This window comes from Allobosea sp. (genome assembly GCF_035999205.1).
Taxonomy (GTDB): Bacteria; Pseudomonadota; Alphaproteobacteria; order Rhizobiales; family Beijerinckiaceae; genus Allobosea.
In genome coordinates, this window is record NZ_DASYHA010000008.1 from 167,349 (window position 1) to 186,405 (window position 19,057).

The following is a 19,057-nucleotide window of genomic DNA, read 5'->3' on the forward strand; positions in this document are numbered from 1 at the left end:
CTCCGGGGCAGAACGCATATGTCTGCTTTCGACCCATAGCGGACTTCGCAGGCAATGCGTGATATTGCTGACTGCGATATGGCTCGGGGAAATTCAATGCGCTTCGTCAGAGCTGTGGCTGCGCTCATAGCCGCGTCAGCACCCGGTCAAATATCTGCCTGCGAAGTTGCAATAAGAGACGCCAAGTCGGCCATTTCAAAAATCAAAAAGGTATTTGAGCCTTACAAAGATTCATGCCGATACGAAAATGATGGCATTCAGTGCCTCGTAACGGAGAGATCGCTTCAGACTAGCTCGATGACCATGCCCGGATATGTGCCGGGCTACATGGCGACCATAGTTTTCTCGGCGTCGAATGAAGCCGACAAGGCTGTATTGGCAAGCATATTAGTTGACCATTTCGTTGATCGCTCGCCCGCAAGGGACATAGCGCCGCGCATGCTTCGCGCAATCGAAGGCGGAGAGGCGCTCCGCGTCCTCGGGGACACCTGCACCATTGCCATTCAAATGAAGGACGGAACGCTAGATATCGCATTGATTGGCCCAATGGTCCGCTAACGACCCATTGCTGCCATTGGGGAGGTCTCCTTTTGGCAGGTCTTCCGAGGATGCATTCAACAGCGAGGGCCGATCCGTATCGGGCAGTTTGGCCACAAGCCTATCGGCATGTTCCCGGTCCTGAAACAGCGGGCGAGGTCGCAAGGCGTAGATCCTGGCTTGCAGCCGTTGCGCGGCCGGGCTCAGATCGGCGGCGAGCAACGAGGACACCCCGCCATGAAGATTGCCGACGTGCGCGCCAATGCCTTCGCGATGCCCTTGAACAATCCCGCCTATCCGCGGCCGCCCTACAAGTTTTACAACCGCGAATTCGTCGTCATCAATTACCGGACCGACCCTGAGCGATTGCGCGCGCTGGTGCCCGAGCCGCTGGAGGTCGTCGGCGACACCGTGGCCTACGAGTTCATCCGCATGCCGGATTCGACAGGCTTCGGCGACTACACCGAGACCGGCCAGGTCATCCCCGTACGCTTCACCACCGCTTCGGGCGAGGTGCAGGAGGGTGGCTATGTCCACGCCATGTATCTCGACGACAATTCACCCATTGCCGGCGGGCGCGAGATCTGGGGTTTCCCGAAGAAGCTGGCGACGCCGAAGCTGGCGCATGAGCAGGAGACGCTCGTCGGCACGCTGCATTACGGCTCGGTGCTCTGCGTCAACGCCACCATGGGCTACAAGCATCGCGAGCTCGACCTGGCGCCGCTTGCCAAGGCCATGGCCAAGCCCGCCTTCATGATCAAGATCATCCCCCATGTCGACGGCTCGCCGCGAATCTGCGAGCTGGTGCGCTACTACATGGAGGACGTCACGCTGAAGGGGGCATGGTCCGGCCCCGCGGCGCTGCAGCTCTTCGAGCATGCGATGTGCGACGTCGCACGGCTGCCGGTGCGCGAGGTCCTCTCGGCCAGCCACTACATCGCCGACCTGACGTTGGGTCTCGGCGAGGTGGTCTTCGACTATCTGGCGGATTCTGCGCCTAGCTGATCAGTCGCGGTAGACCGGCTCCTCGGCATCGAGCTGGCGCCGGATCGAAGCGAGGTGGAGGCGGGCCGATTCCGGGTCGCCCTCGCGCATCTGGCGGGCGGCCGCCTCGGCGATCTCCCGCTTCACCGGCAGCACGCTGCGGCCGGTCGAGAGCGCGATCGTCTGCACCTCGCAGGCACGCTCCAGATAATAGAGGTCGTCCCAGGCCTCGGCGATGTTCGGCGCCAGCACCATGACGCCATGGTTCTTCATGAAGATGATGTCTGCGTCGCCGGCCGCGGCGGCGATGCGGTCGCCCTCGCGCTCGTCGAGGGCAAGCCCGTTATAGTCACGGTCGAAGGCCGTGCGGCCGTAGAACTTCAGCGCGGTCTGGCCGGCGAAGATCAGGGGCTCGCCCTCGGTCATCGAGAGTGCGGTCGCATAGGGCATATGCGTGTGGAAGGCGACCTTGGCGCGCGGGATGTTCTTGTGCACGCGGGCATGGATGTAGAAGGCGGTGGCCTCGGGCTGCCCCTCGCCGGAGACGACGTTGCCGTGGAAGTCGCAGATCAGCAGATGCGATGCCGTCAGTTCGCGGAACGCCCAGCCATAGGGGTTGACGATGAAGAGGTCGTCATGGCCCGGCACCAGCGCCGAGAAATGGTTGCAGATGCCCTCCTCGAAGCCGTAGCGCGCCGCCATGCGGAAGGTCGCGGCAAGGTCGCGGCGCGCCTCCCAGACGACGGCCGAGTCGAGATCCGGCCGGTTCGGTGCGGAGGTGAAGGCAGGGCTCGCGGCAACTGCCTTGAGGGAATGGGCCATGGCGATCTCCAATCGACTGTGTCTAGCAGTGAAGCAAAGCTCAGGCCGCTGGCAAGCGCCGGCGCACGATTCCGGCATGGAAGCGCGCGCCGTGGACCAGCCCGGCATCGTCGAAATCATAGCCCGGATTATGCAGCGGCGCGCTGTCGCCATTGCCGAGGAAGGCGAAGCAGCCGGGCACATGGTCGAGGAAGCGGGCGAAATCCTCCGAGCCGGTGAAGGGCGCGGCGACGACCGAGGCCTGGTCCATGCCCAGCACCTGGCGCGCGACGGCGAGCGCTTCCTCGGTCAGCGCGGCATCGTTCACGAGAGGCACGAATTCGCGCGTATAGGTGACAATCTGCTCGACGTTATAGGCGCGCGCTGTGCCCTCCGCGATGATCCGCATCTGCCGCTCGATCTCGGCGCTGATCTCGGGCGCGAAGCTGCGGGCATCGCCGAGGATCCGCGCCTCGCCCGGCAGGGCGTTGCGGGTGCCGTCGGTGATCAGCTCCGTCACCGAGACGACCGCGACATCGGTCGGGCTCACCCGTCTGGAGACGATGGTCTGGAGGTTGGTGACCAGCGCGCAGGCGGCGACGAGGGTCTCGTTGCCGGCATGCGGCCGGGCGGCGTGCCCGCCGATGCCCTTCAGCACGATCTCGAAATTGTCCTCCGCCGACATGATCGCGCCGGGCTTCGTCCGGAAGTGGCCGATCGCGATGCCGGGCTCGTTGTGCAGCCCATAGATCTCCTCGAATGGAAACCGCTGCATCAGCCCGTCATCGAGCATGGCGAGCGCCCCGCGCCCCCATTCCTCGGCCGGCTGGAAGATGAAGCGTACGGTGCCGTCGAAGCCGCTATCCGTCGCCAGCAGCTTCGCCGCGCCGAGCAGCATGGCCGTGTGGCCGTCATGGCCGCAGGCATGCATCACACCTGGGTTCTGCGAGCGGTAGTAGGGTGAGCCCTGCTCGGGAATGCGCAGCGCATCCATGTCGGCCCTGAGCGCGATCGCCCGGTTGCCGCTGCCGCGCTTCAGCGTGCCGACGACGCCGGTGCCGCCCACGCCCTCGACGACCTCGTCGAGGCCGAATTCGCGCAGCTTCGCCGCGACGAAGGCGCTGGTGCGCGCCTCCTCGAAGCCGAACTCGGGATGGGCATGCAGATCGCGCCGCCAGGCGGTCATCTCCGCCACAAGCGCGTCAGTGTCCGGCGTCGTCATGGCTGGGCTCCATCCTGGGTTTCGCCGTCATAGGGCGTGGCTCGCATCGAGGGCCGCCGACAGAATCCGTCATGCCAGGCGGCGAGCCGCGGCGCCCGCGCGCGGAAATCAGGCATGCCGCGAAACGCGAGCCAGTCCAGCGCGGTCGCCAAAGCGATCTGGCCGACGCTGACAGGCCCGGTGAACGGCGTTTGCATCTCCAGATGATCATAGGCTTCGAGGAGCTTAGTCGCTTGCCCCTCGGCCAGCGGCGGATAACGCAGCGCCTCCGGCCGCCGCACCGTCTCCCAGCGCAGCGCGATCCCGGCGTCGCACAGCCCCTGTGCCAGGGCCTGCAGGCGCAGCGCCTCGTAGCGGGCCGGCCCATGGCGTGGGATCAACGCGCCCGCTCCGGCGAGCTGGTCGAGATAGTCGCAGATCACGACGGAATCGAAGAGCGATCCGGCGTCCGGCGTCAGCAGCACCGGCACCTTGCCCAGCGGGTTGGCCGCGAAGACGGTGTCGTTGCGGTTGGTCGGGCTGGTCTCGTGATGGATGACGTCGATCCGCTCGGCGAGACCGAGTTCATGGGCGCAGACCAGCACCTTGCGGGCATAGGGCGAATGGCTCTGGTGGAGCAGTGTCAGCCTGCCCGGCATCACGCCGCCTGACCCGCGACCTCGGCCGGTGTCAGCCCGACGAGCTCGGCATAGCGGCCCGGATCGGTGGCACCCTCGGTGATGACCACGAAGACGCGCGAGGCTGCATCGAGCTTCAGTGCGGCCCGCGCCTGCGGATCGCGCAGTGCCGAGATCAGGCCGGCGAGCCCGGCCACACCGCTTTCGCCGCCGACGACTGCCGGATCGCCGCCGACCGGCCGCGCCAGCTTGTTCATGGCCTCGACCGCGATCTCGTCCTCGACGGTCATGAAGGCGTCGGCGCTGCGCTCGAGGACACGCCACGCGAGCGGCGAGGGATCGTAGCACTCCAGCATGGCCATCACGGTGGGTTCGCCATGGCCGATCTTGATGGGCTGGCCGGCCCGTGCGCTTTCGAAGATGCACGCGGCACGCGCCGGATCGACCACGGTGAAGACCGGCCGCTCCGCGCCGAGCGCCAGCGACAGATGTGCCGCGATGGCAGCTGCGATGCCGCCGACTCCGGCCTGGACGAAGACATGGGTCGGGGGCGCCGGCAGCTGGGCCAGCGCCTCGCGGATGATCGCGGTATACCCCTGCATCACCAGCCCCGGGATGCGCTCATAGCCGTCCCACGATGTGTCGGAGACGACGGTCCAGCCGCGTTCGGCCGCGATGCGTGCCGCCTCGACGACGGAATCGTCATAGGTGCCCGCGACCCGCACGATCTCGGCACCGAAGCGCGCGATTGCTTCGGCTCGCGCCGCGCTGACCCCGCCATGCACGAAGATCACCGAACGCGCCCCGACCAGCGCGGCGCCCTGCGCGACCGAGCGGCCATGATTGCCGTCGGTGGCGCAGGCGAAGGTCATGCCGGCCGCGACCGACCGGACCTCGGGAGAGGTCAGCTCGGCCTCGCCGAAGCTGCGCCCGTGCCGTTCGCCGGCGGCCTCCAGCACCAGCCGGGCGACGGCATAGGCGCCGCCGAGCGCCTTGAAGCTGCCCAGCCCGAGCCTCTGCCCCTCGTCCTTGGCGTGGAGGGCGCCGATGCCGAGTTCGGCAGCGAGCCCGGTCAAGGCGACCAGCGGGGTCGGGCGATGGTCGGCACGCTCAGCGAGATGCCGCTCGATCGCGTCGGCGCCGGCGGCACCCAGCGTCTCGGCATCGACAGGATGGAGCGGCTGGAGGTAGGCGGCGAGCGAATTGATCAGGAGCATGCGGGGCCTTTCGGATGATGGCGCCGAAAGGATATTGCGGGCGTGGCGAAAAAGGCGCTCCATTTGGCCTGCCGTTTTGCAAGTTTGTATCGGGGTTCTCCGCTTGGCCGAGCCGACCGCTTTCGCACTGGATGCCTTCGACCGGGCGATCCTCGCCATTCTGCAGGCCGACAACACCACGCCGCAGCGCGTCATCGGCGAGCAGGTAAACCTTTCCGCGCCGGCGGTGCAGCGCCGGATCCGGCGCATGGAGAAGGACGGCGTTATCATCGCCAATGTCGCGGTCGTCGAGCCGGCCGCCCTCGGCCATGCGATCACGATCTTCGTCGAGATCGAACTGGTCAGTGAAACCGCGGCGGACATCGATGCCGCCAAGCGCGCCTTCCTGGCCGCGCCCGAGGTGCAGCAATGCTATTATGTGACCGGCGACGTCGATTTCATGCTGGTCGTGCTCGTGCCCAGCATGGCGGCCTATGAGGCGTTGACGCGGCGCCTGTTCTTCGCCGACGCCAATATCCGCAAATTCAAGACCTTCGTGGCGATGGACCGGGTCAAGACCGGGCTGCGCGTGCCGATGGGCCCAGGCTGAACGATCGGGGCCCCGTGCGCGGCCCCCGTGACGAGAATACGCACTGTTACGTCGGCTCTGCGCATCCGAGGGGCTTCCTGCACGAACTCTCGCCAGCGCTCGCCTTGCAATTTGCGGGACCGATTTGTAGGTCTGCGGGATCATGAGAAGCGGCTCATCCGAGTCGTCCAGCGGCTCCTGCTTCTCCGGCAAATCTGCGCGCATGGCGCCTTGCGGCTGCCGATACGCCCCACTCCGCAGGCGCGGAGACGGTACCGGCGGAAGTGGACGGAATGCGCTCTGGCGACAGGCGAAAATCGAATCGGCCAGGCCTGCTCGCATTGCCTTTGCTGCTTGGCCTTGGCGCTTGCGCAGTTGGGCCCGACTACGTTCCGCCGACGCAAGCTTTGCCGGCACAGTGGAATGCGGCTTCGCAGTCGAAGCGGCGGCCGTTTCCCTCGGAGTGGTGGCGACAGTTCAATGATCCTGCCCTGAATCGGCTGGTCGATGACGCCGTTGCGGGCAATCTCGAGGTTGCCCAGGCCAAGGCCCGGATCCGCGAGGCGCGTGCCAACCGGCTTCAGGCGATCGCGCCGCTGTTTCCGCAGATCGATGGCTCCGCCTCGGCGACGCGCGCCCGCTCGGCGACCACCGCCGACTCCTCCTTCGGCAACGTGACACGCAACAGCTTCCGGGCCGGTTTCGACGCGTCCTGGGAACTCGACCTGTTCGGCGGCCGCGACCGCGCCATCGAGGCCGCGACCTATGGTGTCGATGCTGCCGATGACGATCTGGACGGCGTCTTGCTGACGCTCATCGGCGATGTCGCCTCGACGGTGATCGAGTTGCGCGGCTACCAGGCGCGCATCGCGCTGGCGCGGCGCACGGCCGCGACGCAGCGCGAGACCGAGGCCCTGACCAGGGTGCGCTTCCAGGCGGGAGCGGTCTCGGCGACCGATACCGCGCGGGCGACCGCGCAGGTGGCGAGCACCGAGGCACAGATACCGGCGCTGGAGATCGCGCTCACGGAGAGCCTCAACCGCATCGCCGTACTGACCGGCCGCCCGCCTACGGCCGTCGCGGCCCGGTTGGTCGGCGTGGGCCCCGTGCCGTCGACGCCTGCGCCACCGGCCGCCGGCGTGCCCGCCGATGTCCTGCGCAATCGTCCGGATGTGCGGCGCGCGGAGCAACTGCTCGGTCAGGCGACGGCACGGATCGGCCAGGCCGAGGCAGCCCGCTATCCGTCGGTCAGTCTGACCGGCAACATCTCGACTTCGGCGCTCAAGCTGGGAGATCTCGCCAAGAACAGCGCGATCGGCTGGTCGATCGGGCCTTCGCTGAGCGTGCCGATCTTCAATGGCGGCGAACTGGCCGCCGCCGTCGATGCGGCACGAGCTCAGCGCGACCAGTCGGATGCCGCTTTGCGCCTCGCCGTGCTGAGCGCGCTGCAGGATGTCGAGGATGCGCTGGTCGGGCTGCGCCAGGAGCGGCTGCGCCTTGCCAGCCTGGCCAAGGCTGCTGCGGCCAATGGCGAGGCGGCGAAGTTGTCGCAGACGCTTTATCGTTCCGGCGGCATCAGCTTCCTCGATGTGCTCGATGCCGAGCGCTCCCTGTACAGCGCCGAGGATTCGCTGATCCAGAGCCGGGTCGCGCTTGCCAACCGGTTCGTCGCGCTCAACAAGGCGCTGGGCGGCGGCTGGCTCAGGCCGGTCGAGGTTTCGCGGCCAAGGGTCGAGGATCCGCCGCAAGGGCCGCGCCTGCGAGCCCTCACCCTGGAGCCCTTGCAACCATGAGAATGCGCCGCGTCGCCCTGCTGGTTCTCGTCCTCGGGATGCTGGGTGCGGGTGGCTACGCCTTGCGTTCGCAGCAGGCGTCGCAACCCGCCACGGTGCCGCTCCCGACGGTCGCCGCGACGATGGGCGATGTCGAGGAAGCCGTGCTCGCCAGCGGCGCTCTCGAGCCGGTCCGGCAAGTCAGCGTCGGCGCACAGGCTTCGGGCCGGTTGAATTCGCTCAAGGTGACGCTCGGACAGAATGTCGCCCAGGGCGACCTCATCGCCGAGATCGATGCCGTGACGCAGCAGAACGCCCTGCGCACGGCGGAGGCCGAGCTCGCCGTGTTGCATGCGCAGCGCGACGAGCGACTGGCCAGCCTGGCTTATGCGGACTCCGTGCTGGCGCGGCAGAAGCAGATGCTCGGCCAGAATGCCGTCTCGCGCGACGATTTCGAATCGGCCGAGATGACGGTGCGCACGACGCGCGCGCAGATCGCGGCTCTCGACGCGCAGATCGTCTCCGGCGGCGTCAAGGTCGAGACCGCGCGCGCCAATCTCGGTTACACGCGCATCACGGCCCCCGCAGCCGGGACGGTCCTCGCCATCGTCACCCAGGAAGGCCAGACGGTGAACGCCGTCCAGTCGGCGCCTACCATCATCGTGCTCGGCGATGTCTCGACCATGACGGTGAAGGCCAAGATCTCGGAAGCCGATGTTCTCCGGGTGAAGACGGGGCAGGAGGTCTTCTTCAGCGTGCTCGGGGCGCCCGACCGGCGCTTCCCCGGCAGGATCGCCTTCGTCGAGCCAGCGCCCGATACGCTGAAGACGCAGAATGCCAGCAGCTCCTCGGCTTCGTCGAGCGCAAGCTCCTCCTCGACCTCGTCGGCGATCTACTACAACGCCCTCTTCGAAGTGCCGAACCCGGACGGCAGGCTGCTGACCTCCATGACCTTGCAGGTGACGGTCGTCGTCGGGCGGGCCCGTGGCGTCGTCACCGTGCCGTCGACGGCCATCCAGCGCCGGGCGGACGGAGCCTGGCTGGACGTGCTCGGAGAGGACGGCAAGCCTTCGCCGCGCAAGGTTACAGTTGGGCTCGACAACAAGATCGTCGCCGAGATTTCGTCCGGGCTGAAGGCCGGCGAGCGTGTCGTCACCGCGCGAGCGCCGGCTGCCGGGGCATCAGGCGCGGCGCGACGCATGCGCGGCCCGCTCGGGTTCTGACCGATGGGCGTTCCGCTGATCAGGCTGAGCGGCGTCCGGCGCGACTTCGGAACAGGGGAGGCGGCTGTCGCCGCGCTCGACGGCGCCGAGCTGACGATCAAGGCCGGCGAGATGGTCGCGATCGTCGGTCCCTCCGGCTCGGGCAAGTCGACCTTGATGAATATCATCGGTTGCCTCGACCGGCCGACGGGCGGGACCTATGAGATCGACGGGCGGCCGACGCGCGATCTCGACCCGGACGAGCTGGCACGTCTGCGGCGCGAGTATTTCGGCTTCGTCTTCCAGCGCTACCATCTGCTCTCGGAACTGACCGCGCTCGCCAATGTCGAGGTGCCGGCGATCTATGCCGGCATCCCGGTCGATCGACGTCGCAGCCGCGCCGCCGCCCTGCTCGACCGCCTGGGGCTCGGCTCTCGCAAATCGCACCGCCCCGCCGAGATGTCCGGCGGCCAGCAGCAGCGCGTTTCGATTGCGCGGGCACTGATGAACGGCGCCCGCGTCATCCTTGCCGACGAGCCGACCGGCGCGCTCGACCGCAAGAGCGGCGAGGAGATGCTGACGCTCCTCGAAGATCTCGGCAGGGAAGGCCACACGATCATCCTCGTGACGCACGACATGTCCGTCGCAGCCAGGGCCGAGCGCATCATCGAGCTGAGCGATGGCAGGATCGTATCGGATCGACGCACCCGGCCTGCCGCCGGCTCCACGACGAACCCGGCGCTCGAGGTCCCGGCTGGGGGATCATGGCGAGGCGCCTTCGGCCGTCTCCGCGAAGCCTTCGGCATGGCGCTCCTGTCGATGCGCGCGCACAAGCTGCGCTCGGCGCTGACCATGCTCGGCATTGTCATCGGCATCGCCTCGGTGGTCAGCGTCGTCGCCCTCGGCGAAGGCTCGCGCCAGCAGGTCCTCGCCAATATCGCGGGCCTCGGCACCAACACGCTGGAGATCTTTCCCGGCACCGGCTTCGGCGACCGCCGCTCCAGCCTGATCAAGACGCTGACCGTCGCCGATGCGCAGATCCTCGCCAGCCAGCCCTATGCCGATGGGGTGACGCCGACAGTCTCCACGACCGCGATCTTGCGCTTCGGGTCGACCGAGGCGACGGCCCTCGTCAATGGTGTCGGCGAGCAGTATTTCGAGGTCAGGGGCAGCACCCTGCTGCAGGGCCGGCTCTTCGACGCCGACGATGTGCGCCGGCTCTCGCAGGATGTCGTGATCGACGAGAATACAGCCGGCGTGCTCTTCACGCAGCCCGGCCAGAATCCGATCGGCAGCGTCATCCTGATCGGCTCCGTGCCGAGCCGGGTGATCGGCGTGATGCGCCGGCAGCAGGGCGGCTTCGGCGGCAGCCAGAATCCGCAGGTCTTTCTGCCTTACACCACGGTCCAGGGCCGGTTCCTGGGTGATCTGTCGCTGCGCAGCATCACGCTGCGCGTCAGCGACGATACGCCGATGGAGGCCGCCCAGGCCGCCGTCACCGAGCTCCTGACGCATCGCCACCGCGCGCAGGACTTCTTCATCCAGAATCTCGACGACATCCGCCAGGCCATCACCAGCAACAACGCGACCTTCGCGCTGCTGATTGCCTCGATCGCGGTGATCTCGCTCTTGGTTGGCGGCATCGGCGTGATGAACATCATGCTCGTCTCGGTGATCGAGCGCACGGGCGAGATCGGCCTGCGCATGGCGGTCGGCGCGCGCCGCGGCGACATCCTGCAGCAGTTCCTGATCGAGGCCTCGCTTGTCTGCTTCATCGGCGGCGTGCTCGGGATCGCACTGGCGCTCTCGGTCGGCCTTGGTTTCGGTCTGGCCGGCTCGCCAGTGCGCTTCATCTACTCGGTCGAGGCCTTCGCGGCGGCCATCGCCTGCTCGACGCTGATCGGCCTGACCTTCGGCTTCCTGCCTGCTCGCAATGCCGCGCAGCTCGATCCGGTCGAGGCGCTGGCGCGCGGCGCCTGAGCCTATTGGAAACCCGCCGCCTGCATCTCGAAGAGCTCGGCATAGCGCCCGCGCAGCGCCATGAGTTCGCCATGGCTGCCGCTTTCGAGGATGGCGCCATTCTCCAGCACCAGGATGCGATCGGCCATGCGCACGGTGGCGAAGCGGTGTGAGATCAGCAGCGTCGTGGTGTTCTCGCTGAGATGCCGGAAGCGCTCGAAGATCTCGGCCTCGGCGCGGGCGTCGAGCGCGGCGGTCGGCTCGTCCAGGATCAGCACCTGCGCATCGCGAAAATAGGCACGCGCGATGGCGAGCCTCTGCCACTGCCCTCCGGAGAGATCGAGCCCCTGCATGAAGGAGAGGCCGAGCATCTGATCATAGCCGCCGGGAAGCCCGGTGATCACCACATCGGCTTGGCTCTTCTGCGCCGCCGCGACGACGCGGGTCCGGTCGGTGAGAGCGCTGATCCTGCCGACGCCGATATTCTCCGCTGCCGTCAGGTTGTAGCGTACGAAGTCCTGGAAGATCGTACCGACATGCTCGCGCAGCTCGCCGAGCTCGATCTCGCGCAGATCGACGCCGTCGACGAGGATGCGGCCCTCGTCGGGCTCGTAGAGACGCGTCAGCAGCTTGACGATCGTGGTCTTGCCGGCGCCGTTCTCGCCGACCAGCGCCAGTGTTCGGCCGGCAGGCAGCGAGAAGCTGAGATGGCGCAGCGCCCAGTCTTCCTTGCCGGGATAGCGGAAGCCGACATTCTCGAAGACGACACCCTGGCGCAGCGGCGCCGGAAACGCCTTGGGGTGCTCCGGCGCGACGACCGCCGAACGCATGTCGATGAAGGCATAGAAGTCGTTGAGATACTGGATTTGCGAGCCGATCTGCGCCACGCCGACGACGAGCCCCTCAAGGAGTCCGTTGAGCCGCATCAGCGAACCCGCGAGGAAGGTCAGGTCGCCGATGCTGAGCTCGCCCGTCAGGGCCCGCCAGATGATGACCGCATAGGCGCCGTAATAGGCAAGCGACCCGATGGTGCCGACCACGCTGCCCCACAGCGCCCGGCGGACCGCGATGCTGCGGCTGGAGCGCATGATCCGCTCGGCGACTTCGGCCATCCGCGCGGTGAGATAATCGCCGAGCCCGAAGAGCTTGACCTCCTTGGCGGACAGCGCCGCGATGCCGAGTTGCTGCAGATAGTTCATCCGCCGCCTCTCCGGCGTCAGCGCGACCGAAGCCTCGTATTGCAATGCGTTGAAGCGAGCCTCGACGATGAAGACCGGCGCCAGCGCCAGCACGACGAGCAGGATCAGCCCAGGTACGAAGGCGACGAGCCCCGCGAGCAGGGCGATCAGCGTGATGGCATTCTGGATCTGGGTCAGCAGGATAGACAGGAGATTGCCGCCCAGCATCGTCGCGGCATTGGCGCGCTGCAGCTTGTCCTGGGCCGCGCTGCTCTCGATGTCCTTCAGGTCGAGCCTGGTCGCCTGCCGAACGAGTTCGATACCTTGCCCATGGCCGTGACGTTCCGCCAGCAGCGTCTCGGCCACCGTGTTGAACCGCGTCAGGGCTCCACCTGCCGCGACGAGCAGGAATTCGATCAGGATCCATCCGGCGAGCCCGCTGGCCCGGCCACTTTCGATCCAGTCGGCCAGGGACGGCCCGGGCGCGGGGCTCTGTCCCTGAAGCAGAACCTCGTCGATGATCAGCTTGGCGACGAAGAGCATGGCCGGCGCCTGCAGCGCCCTGAGCAGGCGCGAAACCGCGATGGCGCTGGCCAGTCCCGGCGCGGTGCGCCAGAGCGAGCGTAGCAGCCGTGGCACATTGGCCAGCGGCACGATGCGCCTATGCAGCCCTTTGCCCACGCGAGTGAGGAGCGGAGTGCGGGTCATGCGGTCACTCGGCAAGGAAAAGGGGGAAAACGGCGCGCCATGCTCTACATCGCGACGGCCGGAGTTGGCATTCCCCGGGCGACAGGTGTCTCGGCCGTTACTGTCAGGTCGATCCGCGTGATTTCGCCAATCCCGCGTGGCGCACGATGGGCGATCAGCACCAGCGTCGTCCCGGGCAGCGCCCGCCGCAACGTCGCCAGGATTTGCTCCTCCGCCTCGGGGTCCAGTGCGCTCGTGGCCTCGTCCAGCACGATCCAGGCGGAGGCATGCAGATGCTGCCGCGCGAGCGCCACGCGCTGGCGCTCGCCGCCGGAGAGGCCATCGCGGATACGCGGCCAGTCGTCGTCGTTGCCGGTCCAGAGATGGGCCATGCCGACGGCCTCGAGTGCGCGGCGGTAGTCTTCCTCGACAAAGGCCTGCGGCAGCTCCGGATAAGCCAGTGCGGCGGCAAGGCTTCCCAGTGGAAGATAGACGTGCTGGGACGAGAAGGAGACCGATGCCGGGCGCTCGATCGAGCCCTCGCCATGCCGCCAGAGCCCCGCCAGCGCCTTGACCAGCGTGCTCTTGCCATGTCCCGACGGCGCCGCGATCCAGTAGGTCCCGCCGGCCTTCAGCTCCAGCTCGGGCAGCGGCGCCAGCGTCCGACCACCGGGTGTCGAGAGCGCCACGCCACTCGCGCGGAAGCGCTCGCCCTGCGAGACCTCGGGGCCAGCCCCCGGCACGGCCCGGCTCGCGCCATCGGCAGCGGCGAGGAAATGGCTGAGCCGGCTTGCCGTCGCTGCGAGCTGCGCCAGATCCTTGTAGGAGAAGATGAACCAGGACAGCGTCGTGACCACGTTCTGGAAGGCCGAGCGCAGCTGCATCAGCCCGCCAAAGGTCACGCGCCCGGCGAGATAGGCGGGCAGCGCCAGGAAAATCGGGATCGTCAGCACGGTCTGGAAATAGGGCCGCGAGAAGAAGCCCAGGATCAGTTCGCGCCTGGCGAGCTGCTGCCAGTTGCCGGCCAGGGCCGCGAAGCGCTGCGAGAGTTGGCTGCGCTCGGCGGTCTCGCCCCCCGCCAGGGCGATGGGCTCGACATTCTGGCGCAGACGCGTCAGCGCGAAGCGGAAATCCGCCTCGCGCCGCTGCTGCTCGAAATCGAGCTTCTTCAGCGGTGCACCGAGCCCATGGGTGATCACGGTCGCGATCGCGACATAGATCGGTGCCGCCCAGACCATGTAGCGCGGGATCTCGATGTCCAGACCGGCAAAGGTGAAGGCCAGTGCGAAGGTCGAGAGCGACCAGAGGATCGTGACATAGGAAATCAGGCCGACGACCCGGGTGATCAGGTCCAGCGCCTCGTCGGTGAGCTTGTCGACGAAGATGCGGCAGTCCTCGGCGATGCGCTGGTCGGGATTGTCGAGGCCCGCTTCGGTGCGATCCCGCAGATGCCAGTAGGCCTTGCCCGAGAGCCAGCGTTCGAGCGCAGCTTCGGTCAGCGAGTGCCGCCACCGGATCTGCAGCATCCGGCGGAGATAGACCGAGGCCAGATGGATGACGACCGAGATGGCGGTCAGGCCGAAATAGACCTTCACCTGCTGGATCACACCGGGCACGTCGAGCTTCTGGATGGCGTTGTAGAAGTCGGCATTCCAGGTGATCAGCAGGACGCTGATGCGTACGCCGATCAAGCCGAGTGCGACGATCACGGCGAACTGGAACACGCCCAGAAGGCCGCCGGGCCCGCTGATGCAGAGCTTCGTCAGGCGAGCGATATGGGTCAGGACTGCCATCATGGACTTGCCATCGCGGAGCTGGAATCAGGCGGGTCTGGGCCGTTCGCGGCGGGGCGATGGCGGTTCGGGCGTGTCGAGCCGGAAGATCGCGTCGGCGATGCCTGCGAGGCCTGCGGCCTCATGGCTGGCGCGGTCGCTCGGCAGCAGCACCGCGACATCCTCGATGCTGAGGTCGCGCAGCTGATAGGGCGTGCCATGGCCGTATTCGAGATGGCCGCGGCCGATGATGCCGATGACGATCGGATCATCCTCCGCCGCTGCAAGATGATCCGCGATGCGGCAGGCGAAGGAGCGGTCCCAGCACTGCTGCGCCTGGACAAAACGGTCGGATGCCATGGCGGGGCGCTCGGGCGACGCGGCGAAGCCGCCGGTGATCGCCGCGAGATAGCGACGATAGGCGTCGGTCGCCGGCGCCGCCGGCGTCACGCCATCGCGCTCCGCGACCGGGATGGCGTCCCAGCCGAGCTTTCCGACCTGGGTCACCAGCGGGCGGTGGCAGTTCAGCGCCAGCATCTTCACGCGCTGCTGCCGGCAGAAATGGAACAGCGGCAGGTAGAGCTCCGGATCGAAGCCCCAGACCTGCGCCCATTCGGAGCGCTCGATGAAGGTTGCCGTATCCATCTCGCCTGCGACCCAGGCGTCGAGGACCGCCTGGACGCGACGCGGGAACATCTCGAAGCCGACCGCCATCTGCGGGCGCAGCAGATGCAGGCAGGTTGTGACGTGCAACTGCCAGCGATGGATCTCGGCGACGTCATGTGTCTCGCCCAGCAGCACGACACGCTTGCGTGCCATTGCCTGCATCAGCTCGCCCTGGACCAGCAGCTCACCTGTCTGCGGGCAGAGCCAGCTCGCCCGTGGATGGGCGAGCGTCGCATGGCTCGGCGCAGCCTCAGCCACGGGAGGCATGAACCTTCGGGACTGCGGCGAAGGCGGCGGCCGGGCCACGGAGCACGAGGCCGGTCGGCTTGCCGTCCGGATCGAGCGCGTCCAGCCGGACATCGTCGCCTTCGCTGCTGCTGAGCCAGCCACCCAGCGCGCCGCCCTTCAGATGCAGGTGGAAATCGCCCTGCATCACGTTGACGAAGCCCATCATCGGCTTCGGTTCTGGCAGGGGACCGGCCCAGTGCTGGAACAGTCCGTCCTTGCTGAAGTCGATGGCGATCGGCTGCCCGTTCGCCAGGATCGCGGCGAAGGTCCTGACGCCGATGTCGTCCTCCGCGAGTTCAGGGGCGGCTTCGCCCGAAGGCGGCTCCTTCGGCACGGGCACGAGCTCCTCGCCCGCTCCCAGGGGAGCCAGCGCCTGGTCGAAGGGCTCGAGCCCTTCCAGCCCGATCAGGCTGAACAGCGTCTCGCCGGCCGCGTCCTGGCATTCGAGCTTGGGCAGCACCTTGTCGCGCATCTTGCCCGAGCGGTCGGCGACGAGGCTCGTCACGACCGAAAGGTCGATCACACTGTCGTGGAACTCGCCGGCGAGCCGGGCCTGGCCGTCCGACACCGTCACGGAGCCGACCGCGCCCATGCGCTCATGGATGGCGCCGCCGGCGCGCGCGCTCAGCATCACGCGGCCCATGGCGGGCAGGAGCTTCAGGATATCGGCCGGGCTCTGTTTGAGGCGTTCGCGGGGAAGGGGCGTGTCGGTCATCTCGGTCTCCGAAAAGGGATTGCGACGCCCCGGGTCTCGGGCGGAGCGTCGCCGAGCGGCCATCCCCCGTCGGGTGGGCCGTCGTTGTGGGGCAGGCGATCGTCTCAGAACTCGACGGAAGCGGCGAGCTTGAAGGTGCGGCCCGGCGCGGTCTGCAGTTCGAGCGGGTTGGTCGCCGCTACGGCGGCGGAGGCCGGGACCTTGTCGAAGTTGTAGACGTTCGAGAAGTAGCGCTTGTCGAAGATGTTCTGGACGCCGCCACGGACGGTGATGAAGGACGTCGGTTTCCAGTTCAGGAAGGTGTCGAACACCGAATAGCCGCCCGCCTTGAAGATCGTCGGCGCGCTGGCGCGGGTCACGGCCGAGCCGAAGGTACCGATGAACTCGGCTTCCAGGCCGTACTCTGGCATGAGGTACTTCAGGGCAGTCACGGCGGTCAGCGGGCTGATCGAGTTGTACGGGGTCGTCAGGGCGCCCGCTTCCGTCTGCTGCGTCCCGTACTGGTAGCTGAGCGCCACATTGCCGATCCAGCGCTCGTGGAACTTCCACTCGGCCGATGCCTCGATGCCGGAGATCTTGACGCTCGCCAGGTTGCGATAGGTCAGGTCGGTGGTGCCGGGGATCGTGACGAAGTTCTGGATGAAGTCCTTGTAGTCGGCATGGAAGACGCCGACCGAGAACCAGCCGTTCTCGAAGCGGCCGCGGAAGCCGGCTTCGTAGGAGTTGACGGTCTCGGGCTTGAGGTCGGGATTCGGGATCAGGTTCTGGTTGCCGAAGGGCAGCGAGGTGTAAAGCTGCTGTGCCGTCGGCATCTTGAAGCCCTGCGCATAGCGGGCGTAGAGCGAGTAGGTGTCGTCGAGCTTGAAGAGGGTTCCGACCTGCGGAATCAGCTTGTGGGACTCGATCTCGCGCGGCTCCTTGCCGGGCACGATCACATAGCCCGGCCCGATGCTCGGATCGATCTTGTAGTTGGCGTAGCGAACGCCGGGCGTGATCGTCCAGCGGCCGCCCAGCAGCTCGATCTCGTCCTGCAGGAAGAAGTCGTAGCGCGTGGTGGTCGCATTGGCGAAGTTGAAGCCGCCGGCGATCGTCGTTGTGGTGACCCCGGTCGTCATGTTCCGGACGTCGTCGCGACGCTCATAGTCGGTCGAGGTGATGTCGCCCTGGAAGCCGTAGGTGAGCTTGTGCGAGGTCGGGCCCAGCGCGAAGCTCGATTTGGCCTGGATGTCGAGCTGCGAGAACTTCTCGGAGTAGTCGAGGATGCCCCGCGTGAAGCGCTGCTGGCCGTTGGCGAGCGTCTGCAGCCGGCTGTTGGTGACGTCGCGCTTCTGCGGCGAGAACGAAGCCTGCCAGCGGATCGAGTCAAGGAAGCTGGCGCCGACATCCCATTGATGCTCGAGTGCGATGCGCTGGCGTGACTTCACCTCGTCGCGGAGATAGGGGCCGTTGCGGATGCCCGAGCTGACGACGTCGTAGTCCCAGAGCTGGTTGACGGTCGAGGAGTTGTCGAAATACTCGCCGGTCAGCTTGAAAGTGTGGTCGGTCGTCGGCTTGAAGACGAGCTTGCCGAAGGCGTTCCACACGGTGCTGTCGAGCGGATTCAGCGTGTCGCAGCCAATATAGCGCTGGCTCGGCACCGGGCAGCCCCAGCGGCCGCCATCGGCGCGGGCACGGCTCAGCTTGCCCTCCTGCGCTGTCGTCTGACTCAGGCCGAAGATGGCCTCCAGCGTCGGCGTCAGTCTGAACGCGGCCGTGCCGGTCTTCGTGAAGGCGTGGTTGAAGCTGTCATAGTTTGCGTCGAGCTTGACCGCATAGGGCTTGTCCCTGCCCTTGAGCAGGTCCTGCGGGTCGAGCGTGCGGAAGGCGACGATGCCGCCGAGCGCATCGGCGCCCCAGAGCACCGAGCCCGGGCCGCGCACGATCTCGACGCTCTTCAGGAAGGGCATGTCGACGAAATTGCGGTTGCCGTCGGTGATGCGCTCGATCACGCGCGATCCGTCGACCTGCATCTGCACGCGGTTCCCGCCGACGCCGCGGATGTTGAAGCCTTCATAGTTGCCGAAGGGGTCGGTCCCGCTGGTGATGCGGTTGACGCTGACGCCGGGCTGGTAACGCACCAGGTCCTGGATGTCGCGCGTCATGCGCTCGTCGAGTTCGGCGCGCGGAATGACCGTGACGGTGCCGGGGACGTCCAGAACCTGCTTCTCGCCGCGCGTCGCGGTCACGGTGATCGGGTCGAGCGAGATCGTCTCGGCAGGCGCACCCGCCGCCGTCGTTTCCCTGACGGTCTGGGCATAGGACATCGCCGTCGGCGACACCGAAAGAAGTAATGCCGTGAATACGTAGAGATTGTAATTGTTCTTCATAATAGCCATCCAGCCCCAAAGATGCGGCTGCTTACTATGTGAGTCTAAGATTCTGCAAACGGGTTTATCGTAATTATCAAACTAAATTATTGGTTGATTTCGAAAGCGGGTCACAGATTTTTTGAAATCTAAAGTAGAACTATTCAAAATGAAGTCGTAGATGTTCTTGAGATTGGCGGATTGCACTGCGATCCGAGGCGGATTCCTGTGACGCGCGGCCACCAGCATCCTCACGTCGCTGACCGGCATGGTGTTCTTGATGTGGCTGGTCATGCGCAAAAGGGCGGGCGTCCTGGTGAGGAGGCTGTTGACGTCCACTAAGGGGGAAGCAAGCGGCCAGTCGCGACAGGCCAGGCGTTCGAGCCCCATCCGCGGGGGATCCTGGAGGCAAGAAAGGGCGCCCTTTCGGGCGCCCTCTTGATTTGGCGTGGATGTCGGGGTGTCCGGCTCAGACGAAGCGGAAGTCGTCCTGGCTGAGGCTGGCGAGCTGGACGCCCTTCAGCGTC

General features: G+C 66.7%; 16 protein-coding genes. 6 read left to right on the forward strand and 10 right to left on the reverse strand.

From position 1 onward, the window contains the following. Window positions 1–54 precede the first annotated feature (54 nt). Together VGN82_RS01890 and VGN82_RS01895 are read left to right on the forward strand one after the other, a co-directional pair. On the forward strand, window positions 55–558 hold the full coding sequence (locus VGN82_RS01890) for a hypothetical protein (RefSeq protein ID WP_327525284.1): 504 nt from the start codon (window positions 55–57) through the stop codon (window positions 556–558). A 216-nt stretch (window positions 559–774) separates the two neighbouring features. Then, window positions 775–1,542 (forward strand): acetoacetate decarboxylase, encoded by a 768-nt coding sequence (locus VGN82_RS01895; protein WP_327525285.1) that lies wholly within the window; start codon window positions 775–777, stop codon window positions 1,540–1,542. Here VGN82_RS01895 and VGN82_RS01900 read toward each other — a convergent pair whose 3' ends face one another. Genes VGN82_RS01900 through VGN82_RS01915 form a run of 4 tightly spaced genes read right to left on the reverse strand, consistent with a single transcriptional unit; the run spans window position 1,543 to window position 5,378 of the window. Next, on the reverse strand, window positions 1,543–2,343 hold the full coding sequence (locus VGN82_RS01900; RefSeq protein WP_327525286.1) for an aldolase: 801 nt from the start codon (window positions 2,341–2,343) through the stop codon (window positions 1,543–1,545). A 40-nt stretch (window positions 2,344–2,383) separates the two neighbouring features. Continuing rightward, window positions 2,384–3,544 (reverse strand): M20 aminoacylase family protein, encoded by a 1,161-nt coding sequence (locus VGN82_RS01905; protein WP_327525287.1) that lies wholly within the window; start codon window positions 3,542–3,544, stop codon window positions 2,384–2,386. Next, window positions 3,541–4,170: a glutathione S-transferase family protein gene (locus tag VGN82_RS01910; protein ID WP_327525307.1), complete on the reverse strand. Its 630-nt coding sequence runs from the start codon at window positions 4,168–4,170 to the stop codon at window positions 3,541–3,543. The genes VGN82_RS01905 and VGN82_RS01910 overlap by 4 nt, the downstream gene beginning before the upstream one ends. 11 nt (window positions 4,171–4,181) lie before the next feature. Next, window positions 4,182–5,378 carry a diaminopropionate ammonia-lyase gene (locus VGN82_RS01915; RefSeq protein ID WP_327525288.1) on the reverse strand — a complete coding sequence of 399 codons (1,197 nt, stop codon included), beginning with the start codon at window positions 5,376–5,378 and terminating at the stop codon, window positions 4,182–4,184. 103 nt (window positions 5,379–5,481) lie between these two features. On the opposite strand from VGN82_RS01915, the gene VGN82_RS01920 reads away from it, so the two are divergent. From VGN82_RS01920 to VGN82_RS01935, 4 genes are all read left to right on the forward strand, one after another. Next, entirely contained in the window at window positions 5,482–5,967 is a 486-nt protein-coding gene (locus VGN82_RS01920; RefSeq protein WP_327525289.1) for an Lrp/AsnC family transcriptional regulator, read from the forward strand. A 386-nt stretch (window positions 5,968–6,353) separates the two neighbouring features. Further along, window positions 6,354–7,739 (forward strand): efflux transporter outer membrane subunit, encoded by a 1,386-nt coding sequence (locus tag VGN82_RS01925; protein WP_414644177.1) that lies wholly within the window; start codon window positions 6,354–6,356, stop codon window positions 7,737–7,739. After that, window positions 7,736–8,941: an efflux RND transporter periplasmic adaptor subunit gene (locus VGN82_RS01930; protein WP_327525291.1), complete on the forward strand. Its 1,206-nt coding sequence runs from the start codon at window positions 7,736–7,738 to the stop codon at window positions 8,939–8,941. Before VGN82_RS01925 ends, VGN82_RS01930 begins: the two co-directional genes overlap by 4 nt. Window positions 8,942–8,944: 3 nt before the next feature. Next, entirely contained in the window at window positions 8,945–10,900 is a 1,956-nt protein-coding gene (locus VGN82_RS01935; protein ID WP_327525292.1) for a MacB family efflux pump subunit, read from the forward strand. Window positions 10,901–10,902: 2 nt separating this feature from the next. Here VGN82_RS01935 and VGN82_RS01940 read toward each other — a convergent pair whose 3' ends face one another. From VGN82_RS01940 to VGN82_RS01965, 6 genes are all read right to left on the reverse strand, one after another. Then, complete coding sequence (locus tag VGN82_RS01940; protein ID WP_327525293.1) at window positions 10,903–12,765, reverse strand: ABC transporter ATP-binding protein; 1,863 nt, start codon at window positions 12,763–12,765, stop codon at window positions 10,903–10,905. A gap of 44 nt (window positions 12,766–12,809) precedes the next feature. Next, window positions 12,810–14,540: an ABC transporter ATP-binding protein/permease gene (locus VGN82_RS01945; protein WP_327525294.1), complete on the reverse strand. Its 1,731-nt coding sequence runs from the start codon at window positions 14,538–14,540 to the stop codon at window positions 12,810–12,812. A 24-nt stretch (window positions 14,541–14,564) separates the two neighbouring features. Then, complete coding sequence (locus VGN82_RS01950; protein ID WP_327525295.1) at window positions 14,565–15,449, reverse strand: ChaN family lipoprotein; 885 nt, start codon at window positions 15,447–15,449, stop codon at window positions 14,565–14,567. Then, window positions 15,433–16,185, reverse strand: a complete 753-nt coding sequence (locus VGN82_RS01955; protein ID WP_327525296.1) for a hypothetical protein — start codon at window positions 16,183–16,185, stop codon at window positions 15,433–15,435. Before VGN82_RS01955 ends, VGN82_RS01950 begins: the two co-directional genes overlap by 17 nt. Window positions 16,186–16,289: 104 nt before the next feature. Next, the gene (locus VGN82_RS01960) at window positions 16,290–18,551 is read right to left on the reverse strand and encodes a TonB-dependent hemoglobin/transferrin/lactoferrin family receptor (RefSeq protein ID WP_327525297.1); all 2,262 of its coding nucleotides are present in this window, start codon (window positions 18,549–18,551) and stop codon (window positions 16,290–16,292) included. An 81-nt stretch (window positions 18,552–18,632) separates the two neighbouring features. Beyond that, the gene (locus VGN82_RS01965; protein ID WP_327525298.1) at window positions 18,633–18,920 is read right to left on the reverse strand and encodes a hypothetical protein; all 288 of its coding nucleotides are present in this window, start codon (window positions 18,918–18,920) and stop codon (window positions 18,633–18,635) included. Between the last annotated feature and the right edge of the window lie 137 nt (window positions 18,921–19,057).

Excerpts from the sequence above, each read along its gene's own strand:
- VGN82_RS01890 (WP_327525284.1), top strand. The coding sequence starts at position 55 with ATGCGTGATATTGCTGACTGCGATATGGCTCGGGGAAATTCAATGCGC.
- VGN82_RS01895 (WP_327525285.1), top strand. The coding sequence starts at position 775 with ATGAAGATTGCCGACGTGCGCGCCAATGCCTTCGCGATGCCCTTGAAC.
- VGN82_RS01900 (WP_327525286.1), bottom strand. The coding sequence starts at position 2,343 with ATGGCCCATTCCCTCAAGGCAGTTGCCGCGAGCCCTGCCTTCACCTCC.
- VGN82_RS01905 (WP_327525287.1), bottom strand. The coding sequence starts at position 3,544 with ATGACGACGCCGGACACTGACGCGCTTGTGGCGGAGATGACCGCCTGG.
- VGN82_RS01915 (WP_327525288.1), bottom strand. The coding sequence starts at position 5,378 with ATGCTCCTGATCAATTCGCTCGCCGCCTACCTCCAGCCGCTCCATCCT.
- VGN82_RS01930 (WP_327525291.1), top strand. The coding sequence starts at position 7,736 with ATGAGAATGCGCCGCGTCGCCCTGCTGGTTCTCGTCCTCGGGATGCTG.
- VGN82_RS01935 (WP_327525292.1), top strand. The coding sequence starts at position 8,945 with ATGGGCGTTCCGCTGATCAGGCTGAGCGGCGTCCGGCGCGACTTCGGA.
- VGN82_RS01940 (WP_327525293.1), bottom strand. The coding sequence starts at position 12,765 with ATGACCCGCACTCCGCTCCTCACTCGCGTGGGCAAAGGGCTGCATAGG.
- VGN82_RS01945 (WP_327525294.1), bottom strand. The coding sequence starts at position 14,540 with ATGATGGCAGTCCTGACCCATATCGCTCGCCTGACGAAGCTCTGCATC.
- VGN82_RS01950 (WP_327525295.1), bottom strand. The coding sequence starts at position 15,449 with ATGCCTCCCGTGGCTGAGGCTGCGCCGAGCCATGCGACGCTCGCCCAT.
- VGN82_RS01955 (WP_327525296.1), bottom strand. The coding sequence starts at position 16,185 with ATGACCGACACGCCCCTTCCCCGCGAACGCCTCAAACAGAGCCCGGCC.
- VGN82_RS01960 (WP_327525297.1), bottom strand. The coding sequence starts at position 18,551 with ATGAAGAACAATTACAATCTCTACGTATTCACGGCATTACTTCTTTCG.
- VGN82_RS01965 (WP_327525298.1), bottom strand. The coding sequence starts at position 18,920 with ATGGGGCTCGAACGCCTGGCCTGTCGCGACTGGCCGCTTGCTTCCCCC.